General features: G+C 58.3%; 12 protein-coding genes. 6 read left to right on the top strand and 6 right to left on the bottom strand.

The genetic code is table 11. The features are described 5' to 3' along the window. Positions 1–117: 117 nt before the first annotated feature. Complete coding sequence (locus tag FVV99_RS15025) at positions 118–825, top strand: transglutaminase-like cysteine peptidase (RefSeq protein WP_148254909.1); 708 nt, start codon at positions 118–120, stop codon at positions 823–825. A gap of 69 nt (positions 826–894) precedes the next feature. Beyond that, positions 895–2796 (top strand): bifunctional diguanylate cyclase/phosphodiesterase, encoded by a 1902-nt coding sequence (locus FVV99_RS15020; protein WP_148254908.1) that lies wholly within the window; start codon positions 895–897, stop codon positions 2794–2796. Positions 2797–2848: 52 nt separating this feature from the next. Here FVV99_RS15020 and FVV99_RS15015 read toward each other — a convergent pair whose 3' ends face one another. The 6 genes from FVV99_RS15015 to FVV99_RS14990 all read right to left on the bottom strand — a co-directional run bounded on the left by FVV99_RS15015 (position 2849) and on the right by FVV99_RS14990 (position 16070). Beyond that, entirely contained in the window at positions 2849–3181 is a 333-nt protein-coding gene (locus FVV99_RS15015; RefSeq protein WP_148254907.1) for a tryptophan synthase subunit beta like protein, read from the bottom strand. 102 nt (positions 3182–3283) lie between these two features. Next, entirely contained in the window at positions 3284–9685 is a 6402-nt protein-coding gene (locus tag FVV99_RS15010) for a retention module-containing protein (protein ID WP_148254906.1), read from the bottom strand. Positions 9686–9851: 166 nt separating this feature from the next. Next, on the bottom strand, positions 9852–10478 hold the full coding sequence (locus tag FVV99_RS15005) for a LuxR C-terminal-related transcriptional regulator (protein WP_148254905.1): 627 nt from the start codon (positions 10476–10478) through the stop codon (positions 9852–9854). A gap of 7 nt (positions 10479–10485) precedes the next feature. Beyond that, the gene (locus tag FVV99_RS15000) at positions 10486–11922 is read right to left on the bottom strand and encodes an HlyD family type I secretion periplasmic adaptor subunit (protein WP_148254904.1); all 1437 of its coding nucleotides are present in this window, start codon (positions 11920–11922) and stop codon (positions 10486–10488) included. Next, positions 11922–14084 (bottom strand): type I secretion system permease/ATPase, encoded by a 2163-nt coding sequence (locus FVV99_RS14995; RefSeq protein ID WP_148254903.1) that lies wholly within the window; start codon positions 14082–14084, stop codon positions 11922–11924. Before FVV99_RS14995 ends, FVV99_RS15000 begins: the two co-directional genes overlap by 1 nt. Before the next feature lie 84 nt (positions 14085–14168). Next, the gene (locus FVV99_RS14990; RefSeq protein WP_236645423.1) at positions 14169–16070 is read right to left on the bottom strand and encodes a TolC family outer membrane protein; all 1902 of its coding nucleotides are present in this window, start codon (positions 16068–16070) and stop codon (positions 14169–14171) included. Between the two features lie 435 nt (positions 16071–16505). On the opposite strand from FVV99_RS14990, the gene FVV99_RS14985 reads away from it, so the two are divergent. The 4 genes from FVV99_RS14985 to metG all read left to right on the top strand — a co-directional run bounded on the left by FVV99_RS14985 (position 16506) and on the right by metG (position 20747). Continuing rightward, complete coding sequence (locus tag FVV99_RS14985; protein WP_148254902.1) at positions 16506–16784, top strand: hypothetical protein; 279 nt, start codon at positions 16506–16508, stop codon at positions 16782–16784. A 151-nt stretch (positions 16785–16935) separates the two neighbouring features. Next, positions 16936–17451 (top strand): hypothetical protein, encoded by a 516-nt coding sequence (locus tag FVV99_RS14980; RefSeq protein WP_148254901.1) that lies wholly within the window; start codon positions 16936–16938, stop codon positions 17449–17451. A gap of 4 nt (positions 17452–17455) precedes the next feature. Further along, on the top strand, positions 17456–18610 hold the full coding sequence (locus FVV99_RS14975) for a GGDEF domain-containing protein (protein ID WP_161599012.1): 1155 nt from the start codon (positions 17456–17458) through the stop codon (positions 18608–18610). 94 nt (positions 18611–18704) lie between these two features. Then, positions 18705–20747, top strand: coding sequence for a methionine--tRNA ligase (metG, locus tag FVV99_RS14970; protein ID WP_148254899.1), 2043 nt, complete (start codon positions 18705–18707; stop codon positions 20745–20747). Positions 20748–20765: the final 18 nt, after the last annotated feature.

Here is a 20765-nt window from a genome sequence, read left to right as displayed (position 1 = left end):
AATGTCGACGGGCATCGGCAAGGTAGACAAGGACGCACAGACCGTTTCAGACAACGCTCAGAAAACGATAAATAACTTCGTACCAGGGTACCCAGGCGCTTCTGGCGCAGACCGTTCATGACCAACTCCCACTCCGTTCAGGACCGTCGACTCGGCCGACGGCGCTTCCTCGCCGCGCTGGGGAGCACGATCGTTGCTGGCGCCTTCGGCATCAACGCCGGACCGGTGGCGGGCAACATGGATCCTGCGCAGCTGCGACGGTCCATGCGGGACCAGTATGGGGCCTCGGGCGTCGAGGTTATCGATGAGTGGCTCAGCCTGCTGGACCGCCTCGCCGATCGCAACCTGGATACCCAACTTCGCGAAGTCAACGATTTCTTCAATCGTCGCATCGAGTGGGTCGACGATATCGATGTCTGGGGCCAAAAAGACTACTGGGCCACACCATTGGAAGCCTTGGGTAAAGGCCGCGGCGATTGCGAAGATTACTCCATTGCCAAGTACATCACACTGACGCAACTGGGGGTACCGGTCGCCACGTTACGCATGATCTATGTCAAGGCGCGGCTCGGTCGTAGCGACACCACCATCGCACACATGGTGCTGGGCTACTATGAAACTCCCAGTGCCGAGCCACGCATCCTCGATAACCTTCAGCCCTCGATCGTGCCGGCCCGCCAACGCACCGATCTCGAGCCGGTGTTCAGCTTCAATAGCGAAGGCCTGTGGACCGGCAGCTCCACGTCATCGAAAGCCGACCCCGTGGCGCGGCTTTCACGCTGGCGGCGAGTGTTGGCTCGCATGACCGAACAAGGATTTCTATGACCCTCACCGCCACGCATAACAACCGACTTCGTCGACGGCCGTTTGCCGGTCTGCAGGGAGATTGCTGACATGTCGCTCATCAAACAGTTATGGCTAACCATTCTGGCGATTCTCTTGATTGCCTTCGGAGGTAGCCTGTTCATCGGCATTACCACCACGAAACAGGCACTCGAGCAGGAAGTTCGCATCAAGAATGCCGACAACGCCAATGCCCTGGCCCTCTCGATGAGCCAACTCAGCAAGGATCCAACGGAAATGGAGCTGCTCATCGCGGCGCAATTCGATACCGGCCATTATCGGCGTATCGAGTTGCGTGACCCCGAAGGCAATATCATGGAGAGCCGTGAAGCCGAGGAATCCATCGAGGGGGTACCGGGCTGGTTCGTCGATCTGACGCGTTTTTCGATTCCCGCGGGTGAAGCCGTCATCCAGGACGGCTGGCAGCAGTACGCCACCATCGAAATCGAAACCCAGCACAGCTATGCCTATCGATCGCTGTGGCGCAGCACCTTGCAACTGATCGGCTGGTTTGGCATCGCCGCCATCATCAGTGCGCTGTTGGCATGGTGGATCGTGCACACCATTCGCCGGCCCTTGCAGGCGGTCATCGATCAGGCACGCGAAATCGGCCGGCGGCGCTTCACCACCTCCAAGGCGCCTGCCACGCGTGAGCTTCGCGATGTCGTCATGGCCATGAACCAGTTGTCGTCCAGTGTCAGCGGAATGCTCAGCCAGGAAAGCGAAAAACTCGATCAGTTGCGTCGGCGCCTGCAACATGACAGTACGACCGGCGCCACCAACCGCGAGCATTTCATGCGTTTGCTCGAGACCGCACTGAAACGGGAAGACGATCAAACGGCCGGCATCATCGCCATGGTCAGGGTATCCCGACTCAACGAGCTCAACGAACAACTCGGCCGCCCTGCCACGGATCAATTGCTGGCCCAGATTGCCGCCGCGCTCCGATCCGTGGCCCAGAATGGCCATGTGGGTCGCCTGAATGGCAGTGACTTTGCCGTACTGATCCCCGAAGAGGAAGACCTGGAGGCAGTATCGCAACGGCTGACAGAGCGACTCCATCCCTTGCTCGACGATCAGTCAGTGCGCGTCGCACTCCCCATGGCTCTGCGCCGGTATCGACACCATGAAACCCGAGCCACCGTTCTGAGCTCCCTGGATGGCGAACTGGCCCGCGCCGAAACTCAAGGAGACCGAGCCGTCATCCTCGCCAGCGATGATCGTGAAAACGTGCTGTTCCATACCCATGAAGCATGGCGCGACGCTCTCGTGCACGCCATCCATGAAGGGATATCGCTGGCTCATTATCCGGTTCTGGACGATCAGGGACACCTGCTTCACTTCGAGGCCCCTTCGCGCCTCCGGCTGCGCGATAGCTGGCAACCCGCGGGCGTGTTCATGCCATGGGTATCGCGCCTGGGGCTGAACAGTGAAATGGATCTTGCCGTGGTCGATGCCGCCCTGCACACCATTGCCAAGGACAACACGCCCATCGCACTCAATGTGTCCCCTCGTGCCGCCAATGATGCCACCTTCATCGCGGCTCTCAAGGCGCGACTGCAAGCGGCCCCCGAAGCCGCCACACAGCTATGGTTCGAAGTGCCCGAGATCATGGCAGTGAATCATATGGAAAACTTCCGCACGCTGTGCCGCGAACTGCAGCGCTTCGGCTGCCGCATGGGGTTGGAACACGTGGGGCCCGAATTCTCGAAGATCGCCCAACTCCATGATATCGGGCTCATCTATCTCAAGATCGATGCCTCGCTGGTCAATGGTGCGGATACCAGCGCCGACCAGCAATCGATACTGCGTGGCATGGCAACGCTGTGCCATTCGATCGGGATCAAGGCCATTGCGGAAGGGGTCGCCACCGAGGCCGAGCATACCTGCCTGCTCGATATCGGCTTCGACGGCGTGACCGGACCGGCCATCAGGCTAGCCGGTGACACGTAAGTCGCGACCCCGCTGACCATTGGGCGGATGACGGCGGTAAGACAGGCTCGACCTAAATCACATCACTGTCGTCATCGCCCAGAAGCCCCACGCTGTTGACTCGCCGTCGCATCGATTGGCGGGCCATCAGCTTGTCTCGAGCGGCATCGGGAAAGTCGGTGAAGCTGATCACGCCTTTGTCCATCAATATCTCGATCACGTCTTCCAGCACCCGGACGAACTCGAGATCCGATTGCTGAAGTTCCTGCAGTTCAACAGGCGCCGCTTGCCGCCCCAGAAATACCGACAATTCGGGAGAATCCGGCGCCACATGTTCCCGACATTCGGGACTGGCCTCGCGGCTGACCATCACGATCGCCCCTTGTTCATCACGCTTGACGAACATTCCTCGCCTCCTGAAATCGTCTTTCCCCGCATCCTACAAGAGCGCCGCACCCAGCGCGAGACCGGGTACGGCGCACATGAGCCTCAAAAGGCCTGGTAGAACTTACTGATCGATCTTCAGCTGTCCCTCATCGATCATGTTCTGTATGACATCCTGATTATAGGACACTCCATCCAGTGTGACCGTTTGATCGGCCCCTTCGCCATCCGGGCTCAGATTGCCACTGCTACTGACATGGAGCACGGTATCGCCGTCTTCATTCGATGAGGCTTGCAGGAAGTCGGACAGGTTATCACTATCCCCATCGACACCACTGTCCTTGAGCAGATCGGAGAAGTCCAACTTGTCTCCCTCGTCCTCACCGGAAGCATTGAAGTCCTTGACGGTATCCTCGGCCGGCTCATTCTCGGTTCCCTCATCGCCCAGCTCCCAGGCGAAGGTATCGGCGCCGAGCCCGCCATAGAGATCATCGTTACCGGCACCACCGTAGAGGGTGTCGTTGCCGTCGGTACCCGTAAGGGTATCATCGGACGACGTGCCGACGACGACATTGTCCAGAGTGTCGGTCACCGTATTGGTATCGCCTCCGTTGCTTTCCGTGGACGTCACGGAAAGGGTGATCGCCTCCTGCTGGGACTGACTCAGCTCGCTACCGGAGATTAGCGTCACGTCTCCCGTTGGCTCGCCATTAGTGTCCAGAGCCACTGAGTAGGTACCATCGTTGTTCTCAGTGACACTGCTATTGGTGCCAGTCACGCTCGCTCCGCTTGGCAAACCATCAATGGTGATGTCGCTAAGCGTTTCGGAGCCATCCGTGTCGGTCAAGGCGGCTGACAAATTCAGGCCGTACTCATAGGTGGTGACTTCCTTGGTCACCTCAGCGCTGAAGTCGGAGATGTCGAAGCGACCATCGGTGCGCTCCACGACCACGGTGTCGAACTCAACGGATCCGGAATGATGAAGAGTTCCTTCACCATGATCATCCAGATCGATGGTATTCCCGACTCGGTTTCCATCCTTGTAGAGTTTGATGGTGCCGTCATCATCACCCAAGCCGAAAAAGCCATCAACGCTATAATCATCGATTTCCAGGCTAAACCCAGTCGCTGTACCGTTAAGATTATAGGTATGAGATGAATTCGATCCGTTACCACGAAGAGTGACGGAATCAGCATCACTGAACATCTCGGTTTCAGAGGTAGTGGTAATCGTCGGCGGCATTACCAGCCCTCCCTCCAACTGAGGCTCGGAAGCCGCCATATCGGGCGCGGTCACATCGATATTGACATCGAACGATGTGCTATCCCCATCCTCATCGGAAGCGGACACGCTGAACTGCTTCTGGGTCAACCCTTCCTCGAACTCGGTGGCCCCGGCGCTATAGGTGTATTCACCGGTGCTGAAATCGAACATCAGGGTGCCCTGGCCATCCAGCGGGATGCCGTCGCTCGGGAAGGCTGTGGTGCCGTTGCTGCCATCGACGGTATAGGTCGTACCGTATGCGGTGATGCTGTCGAAGCTGATGGCACCATCGCCACCGCTGACGTTATCCGAAACATCACCGCTGACGCTGACCTGAGCCGTATTGGTCAGCGTTTGCTCCAGCTGCGATTCGTCGGTGACGATCAGCGGATCCTTACCCTCCTGAACCTGAACGTGCTCCAGGTATTCGTCGGAGACATTGGAGCCGATACCGATGACGTTCAGCTCATCGACATTGGCATCGATGAAGTCTTTCCAGTCTTGTATCGTCTGATCGTTATCGCTATTGACCTCCCACTCGTTCTCATTGGGCTCGCCATCCGAGAGGAAATAGCCAATGGTCTGATCGGCATCGCGACCTGCAAAGTCGATCGTTTCCGTCTCATCTATCGCATCTTTGTAGTCAGTCCCCCCAATGTATACACCGACATCAGAGCCAGACGCATACACTCCACTATTGTAGCCGTCATGCAGCTCCAGCGATTCAATATAATCGACGGCATCAGAGGCTGACTTCCATCCGACATTTACAGCATTGCTGCCAAACAGAGTAAGATTGACATTCGTGTCTCCCATTTGCTGGTAAGACTCGATAGTCGATATCAGTGACTCCTTGGCAATCTCGAAACGAGTCTTCTCGGTTCCATCTACGTTGGTATCCATCGAACCGGATACGTCCAACGTCAACCCCAGGTCGGTAGCAACGTCACCGACCTCGAGCCCAACCGACTCGTCCTCTCCTTTAGGCACGAGATTCGGCTTCTGCGGGGCTGCCTCACCGGTTATGTTGATGTCCAGCGAGGACTCCACGCTGTCACCGTCTGCATCGGTTACGGTGTAGGTGAAGGTGTCCACCTCCGTTTCGCCCGCTGCCAACTCATCGTAGGCCGCCTGATCGAGCTGATAGGTGTAGTTCCCGTCGGCATCAACGGTCAGAACGCCAAACTGGCCCTGGACCTCGGTTTTCTCGTTACCATTATCGGCACCACCGTTCCAAGCGACCGCATCTTCTTCTGCGGGGCCGTCTGCACCAAAACCGTAATCCACCTGGCCGGATACATCAGGTGCATCTGAAGAAACTAGCTGCCCCATCAACTTGAAGCTATTGGAGGCTCCTTCCTCGGTCCTTACCTGGTCAACTTCATCACCGTTCTGATCCAGAAAACCGACAATCTGGAAGTTGTAGGTTTCGGTTTCACCGCTATCGGTCGTGATCTCGATCGGAACGATAGCGCTCGCATTGTTAATCGTCACGATATCACGCGGATCAGAGCCACTGTTCGGCGTTTCGTAGTGATCGAAATTGATCGTATGGTCGATGGTTGCCTCGTAGCCATTGATAACGATGTCCAATGACAGATTCAGATCGACCGAATGAATACCGGAATCTGACGAGATCGAGAAATTATTGTGAGTGAACTCACCCAGCTCGAACATCGAATTCACCGAGACCGACTGGGTACCGGTCAGATCATCATTATCATCGAACGTGTAGTTGCTGGTGCTACCAGTACCGTCCCAGCTCACCACATCGTCCTGCCCAGCAGGCTGGTTGTCGATGTTGACACCGCTGCCACCGGACACATTCGCCCATCCAGCAGTTAGGCCACCCACTTCCAACGCATTCACGACGACTGTCATGTCTTGTGAATCGGAGTCGGCCGTCGGGCCGTCGTCCTCGAAGGTGATCAGGCTGCCCAGCTCCACACTCTGGCTATCGCTGTCGCCGTCGTTATCCTCAATGGTCAGCTCGGCACTCAGCAGCTCCGTGTCGATGGTCAGGCCGGCATCGTGATCGTTGTCGTCCTCGCCGTGGTCGATGGCCTGGTACTGAGTGACGGTGACCGCACCAGTCTCGGCATCGATCTCGATGCGGAACACTTCGGACTCGCTCTCGCTGTCCCGGCCCACCACATCGCTGCCATCCATGGAGAGCCGGATGTCGCCGCCACCGGTGGCATCCAGCCCGGAATCGACGCTGCTGGCTTCTTCAGCCAGCGCCAGGTTCAGCGCGAAGCTGCGCGCTGCGTCATTCTCGCCATCGGCGCCTCCATCGACGTCGATATCGAACAGTTCGTCACCGGCCAGAGTCGCGAATCCAATGGCCTCCTCTGGCGCATCTGGCGCAGTCTCATCACCGGCATTGGGGTCGGTGCCGGTGTCAGGTGCCGCCGATTCATCCACTACCAACTCAGCATCATCCCTCGTGGTGAAAGTGGTGATCTCGGGGCCGTCGTCGCTGAAGCTCACCAACCCACCCAGGTCGACCGTCGTGCTGTCGGTCGCGGTGTCACCGTCACCGTCGGTGACGGTGACCGTGCCGCTCAGCGCGACCAGTTCCTCGGCCAGGCTCAGCACATCACTGTCATAGTCGCCGCTGTCGCTGGCGTTGTGATCCAGCGCGGCGAACTGCTCCAGGCTGACCTGGCCGTCACCGTCCACGCTGAGGCTGAAGACGGTGTTGCCTTCGGCAACACCGTCGGCAGTGTCCGCCGTGCTGCCGATGATCTCGCCATCGACCGTGTACAGCTTGACCGCCGCGTCGCCGCTGGTCAGGCCACTGTCGGCACCGTCGCTGACGTTGTCGGCCAGCTGCAGGGCGTAGTTCCAGTCGACGTCGCCTGCGCCGTCGGCACCGGCGCTGACCGCCGCATTGAACACCGCACCGAAGTGGGCGTTGGCGGTGCCGGTGCCATCGCGGGTCTCGCTATCGGCCGTGAGCAGGTCACCGTCGAGGCCGTCCAGGTCGGTGTCAGCCGTGACGCTCGGGCCGTCGTCGCTGAAGCTCACCAACCCACCCAGGTCGACCGTCGTGCTGTCGGTCGCGGTGTCACCGTCACCGTCGGTGACGGTGACCGTGCCGCTCACCTCGACCAGATCCTTGGCCAGGCTTAACAAGTCACTGGCAAAGTCTTCGCTATCAGACGAGGTGTGGTCTAACGCCTGGAACTGTGTCAGGTTCAACTCGCTCCCAACAATGCTCAGCGAGAACACCTGACTTTCAATGATCCCATCGTTATCAGCATCGGTCGCTGCTGTGCTACCAACAATCTCGCCATCAATCTGGAATAGACGTACATCATTACCGCCACTTTGCAGCGTACGCGTCGAATCTCCTGAACCTGTTCTGGCGACATCCCCTGCTTCGCCTTTGAGGCTTAGTGAATAGTTCCAGACTTCACTATTACTGTCGGCCCGACCATCTGCACCGTAAGTCGTTTCATTAAACGCTGTATAAAAGATAGCGCCCAACTGGATAGAGTCACTGGCCGAAACATCGTCGCTCTCACTTTGCAACGCAGCATCATCAGTCTGGAGTGTGCCACCTTCGGAAGGTGCTGCGTCCGCTTCAACAACGGGTTCATCATCAACGATATCGATGTTCAGCACATCATCGCTAACGCTGCCGTCACTGTCGCTGGCCTGCAGATCGAACGCGTCCTGGACGTCGTCGCCCTCGGTGGCGCCGTCCAGCGTGTAGGTCCAGCTGTATTCGCCGTTCTCGCCCTGGGTGATCTCGAGCGTGCCGTGCTCGCCTGCCACCGTGCCACCCTCGGTGACGTCGGTGCCGTTGACGGTCAGGGTGTCCAGCGCGTCGTTGCCGGTGCCCACGGTGAAGCTGCCCGTGGTGATGTGCGAGCCGTCACCGGCGTTGCTGCCCACTTCCGGCAGGCCGGCTTCGTCGACACCGTCGTCTTCGGTTCCCAGTATCACCGGCGTAGAATCCTCGACGAAGAACTCGCTGATCGCCCCGGACGCGTCGGTGGCTTCGTAGTTGCCTCCTTCGGCATCCACGACCGCGAGTTGCAGATTGCCGCCACCATCGGGGGCATTCGGCAGCGTCATCTGGAAGTTCGTGGAGGTTGCGCCTTCCGGAATCGTGACGGTGATGGGGTCTTGAGGTTGATCGATACCGGTGCGCGGTTCACCGTTCTCATCCACGAATGTGGCTGACAACGTCAATGTCAGATCCGACCCCTGTGGCGGATTGTCTACCGACGCAGTGAACGATACCGGTATTTCTTCAGGCGGCCCCGAAGGATTGGATGAGTCATCCTCGAGAATGGCCGTTTCCGGTTGGGACTCCGCAGGCACTTCCCCTTCGGGTGGCAGTTCGGTTGGCAGTTCGGTTGGCATCGGCCCTGACAGGGTGATATTGGTCACGTCGTTGTCATCGACGACGCTGATCTCGGCGCCCTCGCCGAGGGTGATCTCATCGAAACCGCCGCCGGTTGCGGAGACGATGGTGATGGTGTCGCTGTCTTCACCCTGCCGATAGAAATCGTCTGCACGGCTATCGAAGATAGCGCTGCCGCTGGTTTCCCCCACGGGGATGGTGACGACGGCACCATTGGAGAGAGTGATCTCCAACGGCGAGCCGGTAGGGGCCGTGCTGGTCGATACCGTCAAGGTGATGTCGTTGCCTTCCACCACGCTGAACGGATCGGTGCTGATGATGGTCCCGGGCTCAGCATCCGGCACATCCGGAGTCAGCGTCAACGTCGTTTCTATGCTCTCGGCATCCTCATCGGCCAGCGGCACATCGCCGCCTTCGGCATCGATGAATTCGGTGCCTTGTACACTGCCGAACGAGAATGTCGCCGGGTCCACGGTTTCCGTGATGCGGGAGAGCCGCACGAAGTCGTGTCCACCGCCATCGGCGCCGCCACCACCGGCACCAGCAGCGGGCGCTTCGAGCTCTTCGAGCAGGTCTCCCTCGCCCTCTTCGGCATTCTCCAGCTCGGCAAGCAATGCATCGATATCATCGTCCTGGGCGCTGGAGTCTTCAGCATCGGCCGTTGCGTCGTTGCTGAGGTCTTCGGTGATGGCAATTTCTTCGCCCCCACCGATGCGAACCGGCCCTAGGCCGTCATCGAAATCGAGCTGCACGCTACCGTTATCGGACGTAATCAGCGTCTCACCTTCCTGAAGGGTACTGCCGGCACGCAGTTCACGCAGATTGCCGTCTTCATCGCGCGCCCAGGCTTGCCCGGTAATGGATATAACGGTAGCGATAGTCATGAGGTCTCTCCCTGCATCGAGAGGCCGTGTGCATCATGAGTCAATAGAGATATCGTCGAGCACACGGCCAGATAGTTCTTGGAACGTATGCCATCTACTGTAGGTAAGAAAACAACAACCGAATATTGGACCGAAGGACAGGGTGGGATCGGCGTGGCGGCGAGAGCTATTCGCCGCCGTCCATTGCGGCAATCGGCTGTTTGGAAAGCATGAGGATCAACTGCATACGATCACGTACTTGCAGCTTGCGAAACACGGCACCGAGGTGGGCCTTGACGGTGCGTTCGGTGATATCGAGTTCACGTGCCACGACCTTGTTGCTGTTGCCGGCGGCGACCGATAGCGCCACGGCGCGTTCCCGCTGAGTGAGCGCCGAGAGCGTCTCCTCCTGCACTCGGCTTTCTCCTCCCAAGGCACGAAAGGTCGAACCGACGACCTTGGCCATCAGTTCGGGCAATACCCAGATCCCCTGATTGGCAATCACCAGTTGTACCTGGCGCAACATTTCCGGCGACGCCAGGGCATGTGCGTACCCCCGTGCCCCGCAAGCCAGAGCCTGCAGGGCTTCCTCTGAATCCGGGGTATAGGACAACACCGCCACAATGGCATTGCGACGACTCAGGTTGGCTGCCAACACGCCCCAGTCATCGACATTGCTCATCACCCAGACATGGTCACCATGGCCGGCCTGGGCACGCGCCTGAGCCGGGCGGCAGACTCGCGCCTGCGGAAACGCTTCGCGCCAGCGCGGAATATCATCGTTACCCTGTGTCACGAAAAGATGCTGGGTCATCGCACGATCACCGTTCGGTCAACGCATTGTTCTTGGCACGCAGGATCGGTTTGAGCAGATACTCCATCACCGTGCGCTTGCCGGTCTGGATGTCGACTTCCGCCGTCATGCCGGGAATGATGGTCAACTCATCGCCCAGGGCCGGCTTGTCGGTTCGAACGCGAACCAGATAAAAGGTGTTGTCATCGTCATCGGTAATGGTATCGGCACTGATGTGCTCGAGTTCGCCTTCCATGCCGCCATAGGTCGTGTAGTCATACGCGGTGAACTTGACGGTTGCCTTCTGGCCGGGGCGCAAGAATGCAATGTCCTGTGGTGCAATACGGGCCTCGATCAGCAACTGGTCATCGCTAGGTACGATCTCGACAACTTCCTGTCCCTGCTGCACGACACCGCCCAGCGTATTGACGTGCAGCCGCTGAATCGTTCCCTGAACCGGCGAGCGGATATTCGTCATCTGCACCTTGTCTCTCAGCCCGACATTGCTCTCTTCAAGTGCCGAGAGCTCACCAAGGGTTTCCGAAAGTTGATCGCGCCACTCGTTCTGCATTTCGAGCCTGGTTTCACTCACTTTGTTTTTCGCTTCCTGGACTGCCGCCTTGAGCCGGGCAACTTGCGCATCCGATTGACTGCGTTCGCCACGCGCATTCGACACTTCACGCTCCAGCCGCAGCACTTCCACTTCCGAGACGGCACCGGAGTCAAGCAAAGGACGTGTCAATTGCAACTCCTCGGAGGCCATGCTCAAGGTGCGTGACGCCGAGTCGTAACGCGCTTGGGCCTCGCGCAACTCTTCGCGACGCTGAGTCAACTGCTCGCGAGCAATCGACAACTGCTCTTCGAGTTTCTCCTGGCTTGACTCGTACAATTTACGTTCATTAGCAGCAAGTTCCGGTGACTTTTCCAGGACTTCCGGAGACGGTACGTAAGGCTGATCACTGGCAAGTGCACGCAACCGTTCGGCCTTGGCCTGAAGTGCCAGAGATCGAGCCACACCCTCGCGGAACGAGGACGCATAACGCGTGGGATCGATGCTCATCAGCAACTGACCGGGGCCGACGATTTGCCCTTCTTCCACCTGGATATCCTGAACGACACCACCGTCGTAGGACTGAATGACCTTGGTCTGCGATGCCGGGATGACACGTCCCGTCCCCTTGGTGACTTCGTTGATCTCGGCAAAATAGGCCCAGACCCCCAAGCCGATGATCGCCAATACCACGACGTAGAGTAGTGTCTTCGCGCGCAGTGGGTCCTGTTGCATGCGAGCCCAGTCCGCATCACTGGACCAGTCGCGATTGATGTGCGCCGATGACACACGCTTGGCGAATAGCCGGTCGATCAAGGGCCGGAACGGCTTTCCGCCCCGCTCGGAGACCTTGCCGATGGCATCGAAGCCCTGTTGTTCAGCGGTCTTGGCCTGAATCTTCGCTTGCTGATTCATCAGCTTGCCCTCCCGATCTGACCGCTTCGCAAGGCCTCGATGACCTTGTCTTTGGCGCCATCAGCGACGACCTTGCCGCCATCGACCACCACGATACGATCGACTAGGGAAAGCAGTGACGTACGGTGCGTCACCACGATCAGGGTCCGCGACTGAGCGAACTCCTTGAGCCGGGACTTGAAAGCCTCTTCACTGGTGTGGTCCATCGCACTGGTGGGCTCATCGAGCAACAGGATCTGAGGCTCATGAACCACGGCACGCGCGATAGCCACTTCCTGGCGTTGGCCGCCGGAAAGCATGCTGCCACGTTCACCGACCTGCAGGTCGACGCCGTGTGGGTGAGAATTGACGAACTCCTCCATGCCGCTGATCTGCATGGCACGCAGCAACGCCTCATCCGTGACGCCATCACTACCGCCACCTGCAACGATGTTGTCTCGCAAGGAGCCATAGAACAGGCTGACATCCTGTGGCACATAGCCGATATGGCGACGCAACTCGATGGGATCGAACTGACGGATATCGACACCATCGATGGAGGCTGCACCACTGGCGGGCTGGTATAGCCCCAGCAGGACTTTATTGAGTGTCGATTTACCGGAGCCGACACGCCCCAAGATCGCGACTTTCTCACCTGCCTGGATTTTCAGGGATACGTCGCGCAGCGCATCGCGCGATTCGTCGGGGTAGCGCATCGCCAGCTTGTTGAGCTCGATATCCCCATTGATCACTGGACGACTGACCCACTCCTTGCCTTCGGGACGTTCGACATCCTTATCCATCACCTCATTGAGGGAACTCAGTGCCGTCGAGGATTGGTGGTACTGCGCCAAGAGCGAAGCCGCCTGACTGACGGGCGCCATGGCCCGCGACGAGAGCAGATAGGCGGCGATCAAGCCACCTTGAGTCAGGTTCTGATCGGTGATCATGTAGACACCGATCACGATCACGGCCACGGCCACCGTATGCTGCGCCCATAACGCCACGCTGCTGACCGACGAACTGATCAACCGCAACTGCGCGGACGTACGCGACAGAAAGGCCGTCGTCTTCTCCCACAGAGCCTGGATGCGTCCTTCGGCACGAAGGGCTTTCACCGTTTCCAGACTGCCCAGCGACTCCACCAGTGTCGCGTTGCGCTGAGCCCCGACTCGCCAGGTCGTTTCCGACAGTTCATGCAATTTGCTCTGTGCCGCGAGGGCATACAGCAGCACGAAAACGATGCCGACGACGATGGGAATCACCAGTGGCAATCCGATCAAGGCGATGATGCTCGCAAACAACACGACGAAAGGAAGGTCGACCAGGGCCACCACCGTGGCTGAGCCGATGAAGGCACGTACGGCTTCGAACGAGTGCAGTGTCGAGGCGAACGACCCCGTCGACGCCGGACGCTCCTCCATCCGCATGCCCATGACCCGAGACATGATGGACGATGACAGTTTCACATCGGCCCGGCTGGCAGCCAAATCGACGAAGGCGTTGCGCATCAGGCGCAACGCCAGGTCGAAGCACAGCACCAGGAAAATACCCGCGGACAATACCCAGAGCGTGTCGGTCGCTTGATTGGGAACGACCCGGTCGTAGACATTCATCACGAACAGGGGCATCGCGACGGCAAACAAGTTGATCAGCACCGATCCCAACAGCACGTCGCGATAGAGTCGGCGATTCTCGCGGATAACGCCCCAGAACCAGTGCCGTGAACGCTGCTTCTTGACTTCCGGACCACGCGCATCGTAGCGAAATGTCGGTCGGGCATAGATCGCCTTGCCGCTATAACGCTCCTGCAACTCATCCAGATCGACCCAGGTCGATGCTTCCCCCAGTTCGGGAAAAATGACTTCGGCGCGACGCGCCTTGACATCCAGTGATGCCAATACGCACGACCGTCCAGGCTCAAGCAGCAACACCACCGGCATCAACGCCGCATTGAGCTGAACCAGCCGGCATTGCGTGTGACGGGCGGATAGTCCGGCTCGCTGCGCCGCGCGTGCAAAGATACCCGGTGTCAGCCGCCCTTCTTCGAGTGGCAGCCCCGCCGTCAGGGTTTCACGGCTGACATCATGGTCATGAACACGGGCCACGACCCGGAGACACTCCAGTAACTCGTCGTTGTCAGCACGAACTTGATCATGCAAGTAATGTTCGTCGGAGGTCACACAAGACTCGCTTTCGTCACCGATGAAAGTACCAATCTATTACACACGTCATGCAGCCGATATGAAGAATATCGGCCGATAACGTTAACTATTGATACCTTCGAGTGTCACCTCGACACGACGATTACGACTGCGACCCTCGGCGGTGCCATTATCCGCCACGGGATTATTCGCCCCATAACCCCGAGTCTGCAGCAGGTCCTCACTCACGCCCTGACCAGCCAGGTACTCCGCAACGCGATCGGCACGCGCCTGAGATAACGGATCATTGATGTCAGCGCTGCCCGTACTGTCTGCGTGACCGGCAATGAACACACGCTGCAAGTCATCCCGTTGACGAATGTCGGCCGCCAGCGAATCCAGTTCGGAACGCACGTCGGGGTTCAACCAGGCACTGCCGGTCTCGAACAGCGCATCGGCGGATAGCGTGACGTCGGGTTCTTGAGTGGGGGCCGTGGTAGCCTCCATGGTGGACGCAGAGTCGCCGGGCATGTCCATACCCGCGGTCAAGTCGTCCAGCGTGAACCCAGCCGGGCCTTGTGCCGGGCAAACGCTGTCCGGGTCCAGGTCGACACCGTCACTGCCCAACTCACCCAGCGTCGGCATGTCTTCACGCGCTACGTCCAGTGTCGTCAGCAGTTGCCCCATCGACGCGAGGACCTCCGCATCGGCGATGGCAGCATCGTACTGAGCATTGACATAGGCTCGGCTGGCATCGAAATATTCGTTCTCGCTGTCCAACAAGTCCAGCAGCGTGCGTTCACCGATGTTAAACTGTTGCTCGTAGGCACCACGGACGCGATCGATCGACTGGCGATGCTCGTTGAGGTAGGCCAACTGCTCGCGCAGGCGCTGCGTGTCATTATAAGCGATCTGAGTTGTCTGACGCAGATCGACGCACTCCTTGTCGCGTAGATTCATGGCCTGCTCGATCTGTTCGCCACCACGACGGTACGAAGCCAGATCACTGCCGCCATTGTAGAGGTTCATACTGGCAACGATTTCGGCCGCGTTCTGATCATAACGACCAGTGACGCCACTCTCATTGTTGGTCCCCGCTCTCGCCCGGAACTCGACGCGCGGTTGAAAGGCCGACTTCGTCCCCTCACGTTCGGCACGCGCCGACTCGATATTCTCTATCGCCGCATGAAACCCCGGGTTGCCTTCATAAGCCAGCTCGACGGCTTCCATCACGGAGGGTGGCAGTCTGTCCGCCATATCGGGTACCGGCGACAGCGACTCGGGGGGCAGCTCGCCCACCAGGCGCTGATAGCGGGCACTGACATCATGCAGATTGGACGCTTCCGTCATCAGGTTGGATTCCGCCAACGAGAGACGACCGCTGATCTGTTCCAGGTCGACACGGCGACCGGCGCCCGATTGTACTCGCTGCTCGATCTGATCGTAGACTTCCAGATGCTGGCGGTAATTGTCCTGTGCAAGCCGCACGAGCTCCCGATAGCGCATGACATCCTGATAGGCCGTGAGCACATCCAACGCGACCGTTTGACTGACGTCACGAACTTCGTAGTAGGACACCAGTTTGGCGTGATCCAGCCGTTCCACTTCGCTGCGCGTCGCGAAGCCATCGTAGATCATCTGAGTCAGAGAGATTTCGGCAAAATCCGTATCGTAACTGCCCCGGCCGTCACCTTCACGGGATTCGCGCCCGACACCCCCCGTGACATCGATGCTGGGGAGATACCCACCTTGTGCCTCATCGACATCGTACTCCGAGGCTTGAAACGCGTTCCAGGCTTCCTGAACCTCCGGGTTGTTGCTTACGGCGCGCTGAACGGCTTCACGTACCGAACCTTCCCCACTGGATGCCATACGATCCAGCGGATTCTGTTGCGCCATGGCGGAACCGGCGGACAACGCCAGTGCACCCGCCAAAAGCCAGGTCCCGGTGCGACGATTGGCACGGACCTCCTCCCTGACAGCCAGACGGGATGCCTGACTTACCGCGAGGGCTAGTTTCATCATTCTCGGTCTCCCTACGTACCCGATAATCAAGTTCTGTAACGGCTTACGCCGAGACATTGACCCGACCTTCATTATGGTTAGTGATATCGTTGCCTAGTGTTAAAGGGGCGCTTGATGCACAAGTATGACGCCCAACCTCTTTGTAACATAGCGTAACTCTAATATCGTGACTGTCCAATACAATTTTAAACATCTGCACATAAGAAATATGTGACGTGTTGTGTAAGACATTTCTTACAAAGCACTCCCATCTCACAAATCCGTGCCGATCGCAGCGCGATGGGATAACAAACTGCGGGCCCACGAACCAGGAAGCACTCGAGGGGCAAGGTCAATGACGTCGACGGCCCACCACGGCTTCAACCAGCCTCAGGCTGTGTTATCTTTGCTCGCATCGTACGTGCTGATACACCACCGTCACCGGAGGCTGCCACCATGTCCTCGGAAATACAGAAGACCCGCGTCATCAATGAACTACGTGAGTTCATCAAGAAGTTGCTTCAGGATCCTCGGATACTCGAGCAGTCATTGACTGTAGCGCGGAAGCATCTTGGCCAGTATGGCGACGATGAAGCGATGGCCAGAGTCGCCAACGAAATCTCGGATACCACCAGCGTTCATATTCCGGAGGATCCGGCCGAGCACTCCGAAGCCGACAAGCTCTACCTCGAACTCCTCAAAGAAGTGATCGCCGAAGAACAGGCACTATATTGAACCGATGGCCAGGCGACTTTCTTCCGGTCAGGAACCATAAATCACTCAAGACACGTCGCGACGAGCCGATAATGGCCTTGAGTACTGAAACCACTGGCGACGCCCGATGGCTCGTATCATGGCCATTGCCCACATTAGTAGAGGGACTTTCATGATTCTGCCTAAACGGTTGGGTTGGCTGACATCGGGAATGACGATGCTACTGATGACGACAGCAACGTCGGCCGCCGAATTGACTCCACGCGACGAGCCACTCGCGACGTACGAAACCGACGTGCTGACATTGTCCTTCGATGATCGGAAAATTCAGTTGTCACTCGCTGACATCGAACAACTCGACCTCTACGATACCCACCTACGTCACCCTGAGGGTCCCGAAGGGAAATACACCGGTGTCAAGCTCACCGACTTTCTCGCTGCATATGACCTCGAAGAGGCCGAACGCCTGCGTTTCACGGCACTCGATGACTACAGTATCTTCCTCGACCCGGATGACGTGAGTGGCAAGGAGTACCTCCTCGCCACGCGATTCTCGGATGACCCCATCGCCTATCAGGACAAGGGGCCGCTGATGCTGATGGTACCCGCCGATGAAGAGGCGGTGCTCAATGGTGAGGAACCCATGGCCAAGTGGATCTGGGCCTTGCATTCCATCAGCGTTCCCTAGTTCCATGGAGACAGGCGTCCGTCCACGTCTGCTGTATGCGAGTGCCAGCATTGGTGTAATGGCGTTTCTTGTCGTGGCGGCTGTCGCCATTACCACCTTCGTCAGTAACGCTCGTGAACATATCGGTGCCGATCATCTGTCGTTCGCCGGCGAACTCGTCCGCGCCCAACAGGGAGGCCGCGAACTTCGCCGAACGACCGAGCACCTCGTCGATCACCCTTCTGCAGCGCACCAACAACAGCTACTACAAACCCTCTGGATACTGAATACCCGGCGTGAAAGCATCAAGCGCTATCTGGAAAGAAGCCACCTCGATCCGGATGACTATCATCATGTCGAAGAGGAGTTTGCCAGTCTCGAACCACAACTCGCGCGGTTTGAAGCGCTGGTTCAGCGTTCACTGAGCAATGACCAGGCACGCACAGCGCTCGAGGAACTCGCCGCTACTATCGATAACAGTCAGGCATTCGCCTATAGCGAACTCTACCAACTCGTCCTCGAAGCCTCAGCGGAGCGTCAGCGTCGCATGACCTGGCTCAACCGACTGATCGTGGCCTTGAGTCTCGGCGTTCTAGTCGTGGTCGTGGGACTCATCATCGCCATCGTCAAGATCATCGGGCAACGGGCAACCATGCATCAATTGAGTCATACCGATGACCTGACCGGCCTGGCCAACCGTCGTGCCCTCATGCAGCAGGCCGAACAGGGCATGTCGCTCGCCGCCCGGCAACATCACCCGTACAGCTTGGCGCTGATCGATATCGATCATTTCAAGTTAGTCAATGACCGTCACGGACATCCCGTCGGGGATCGCATACTGCAACACGTCGCCGCGACATTGACAGAGCTGATCAGGCAGACGGACCGCCTTGCTCGCGTCGGCGGCGAAGAGTTTTGTCTACTGATGCCCGATACCGATGCGCAGGGCGCGAAACGACTGTGTGAGCGGCTTCGATATGGTATCGCAACGATGGTCATCCCCGACCAGTCGGCAAACATTCAGTTGACCATCAGCATCGGCACTGCCTGTTGCCAGTCCCACTCTGCCGCGCAATTCAGCCGACTGTACAGCGAAGCGGACCAGGCGTTATATCTCGCCAAACGCGAAGGACGGAATCGCGTCGAAATCGCCCAGTGGTCGGGAAGCCTCGATACCTGAGAAGAAGGTATCTGATATCCTGTCCGGCGGATGCACTAGAGCCTCAACGGGGATACAATCGAGGCCTGATTTTCATGGGAATTCCAGAGCCGATATGTCGAATACCGCCAGTCAACCGCGCAAGATTCTGGTCACCAGCGCCCTCCCCTATGCCAACGGGTCAATCCACCTGGGCCATTTGCTGGAGTATATCCAGACCGATATCTGGGTACGCTTCCAGAAGAGCCGTGGCCACGAATGCCACTATGTATGTGCCGATGATGCCCACGGTACCGCAATCATGCTGCGTGCCGAGATGGAAGGCATCTCGTCCGAAGCGTTGATCGAACGAGTCAGCCGCGAGCATCAAGCGGACTTTGCCCGCTTTGGTATCGCCTTCGACAATTACCATTCGACCCATTCGCCGGAAAACCGCACGCACAGCGAACACATCTACCGCGCACTGCGCGATGCCGGGCATATTGCCACGCGCGATATCGAGCAGATGTACGATCCGGTCAAGGGGCTGTTCCTGGCGGATCGTTTCATCAAGGGGATCTGCCCCACGTGCAAGACCGATGACCAGTATGGCGACAACTGCGAAGCCTGTGGTGCAACCTACACGCCTGCTGAATTGATCGATCCCGTTTCGGCGATCTCCGGTGCAACGCCCGAGGTACGCAGTTCCACTCACTATTTCTTCAAGCTGCCCGACTTCGCCGACTTCCTCAAGCGCTGGGTCGGCGCGGGTCATGTCCAGCCACAGATCCGCAACAAGTTGATGGAATGGTTCGAATCCGGCTTCAACGAGTGGGATATCTCGCGTGACGCCCCCTATTTCGGTTTCGAGATTCCGGATGCGCCGGGCAAGTACTTCTATGTATGGCTGGACGCCCCGATCGGCTATCTGGCCAGCTTCCAGAACCTCTGTGACCGTGAAGGCATCGATTTCGACGCGTACTGGGACAAGGACTCGGATGCCGAGGTCTATCACTTCATCGGCAAGGATATCGTCTACTTCCATGCACTGTTCTGGCCGGCCATGCTCGAAGGTGCCGGCCTGCGCACGCCAACGGGCATCAATTGTCATGGTTTCGTCACGGTCAATGGCGCCAAGATGTCCAAATCGCGTGGTACGTTCATCAAGGCGGAAACCTACGCCAACCACTTGAACCCGGAGTATCTGCGTTACTACTTCGCGGCTAAATTGACGTCCGGTGTCGATGATCTCGACCTGAACCTGGATGACTTCGCAGCACGCGTGAATGCCGACCTGGTCGGCAAGGTCGTGAATATCGCCAGCCGCTGTGCTGGCTTCATTCGCAAACTGGGCGGCGGCAGTCTGTCGACGCATTGTGCCGAGCCCGACCTCATCGCTCGCTTCATCGATGCAGGGGACGCGATCGCCGAGGACTACGAGGCCCGCGAATTCGGCCACGCCATGCGCAAGATCATGGAGTTGGCCGACGAGGCCAACACGTATATCGCTGACAAACAACCCTGGGTTCTGGCCAAGGAGAACGGCCGTGAGCAGGAAGTCATCGATATCTGTTCCGTGGGAATCAACCTGTTCCGACAATTGATGGTCTACCTGGCTCCGGTCGTGCCGACCATGGCCGATGATGCGCGCGCTTTTCTCAAGCTGGACAGCCTCGATTGGCATACTCGCCAGGACGTCCTGCTTGACCACGACATCGCCAAGTTCAAGCCTTTGATGACGCGTGTCGAGCGCGACAAGATCGATGCCGTGACCGAAGCTTCCAAGGAAGACCTGGCGGAAGAAAAGAAAATGAAAGATACCCCCAAGGGCCCTCTGGCGGAGGATCCCATTCGTGAGCAGATCGATTTCGAGGATTTTGCCAAGGTTGACCTGCGTATCGCTCGGATCGCCAAAGCCGATTACGTCGAGGGGGCCGACAAGCTCTTGAAGTTGACCCTGGACCTCGGTAGCGAAAGCCGCACCGTATTCGCAGGCATTCGGTCGGCATATGCTCCCGAAGCCCTCGAGGGCCACCTGACCGTCATGGTCGCCAATCTGGCACCACGCAAGATGCGTTTCGGTGTTTCAGAAGGCATGGTGCTGGCGGCCAGCAATGATCAAGGCATTTACTTGCTGGAACCCCATTCCGGTGCAGAACCGGGTCAACGAGTGACCTGACGCGACACAGGCAGCCCG

This window comes from Aidingimonas lacisalsi, from assembly GCF_008079445.1.
Lineage (GTDB): Bacteria > Pseudomonadota > Gammaproteobacteria > Pseudomonadales > Halomonadaceae > Aidingimonas > Aidingimonas lacisalsi.
The sequence above is the reverse complement of the archived record's forward strand: the minus strand, read 5'-3'. Positions and strand labels throughout refer to the sequence as shown.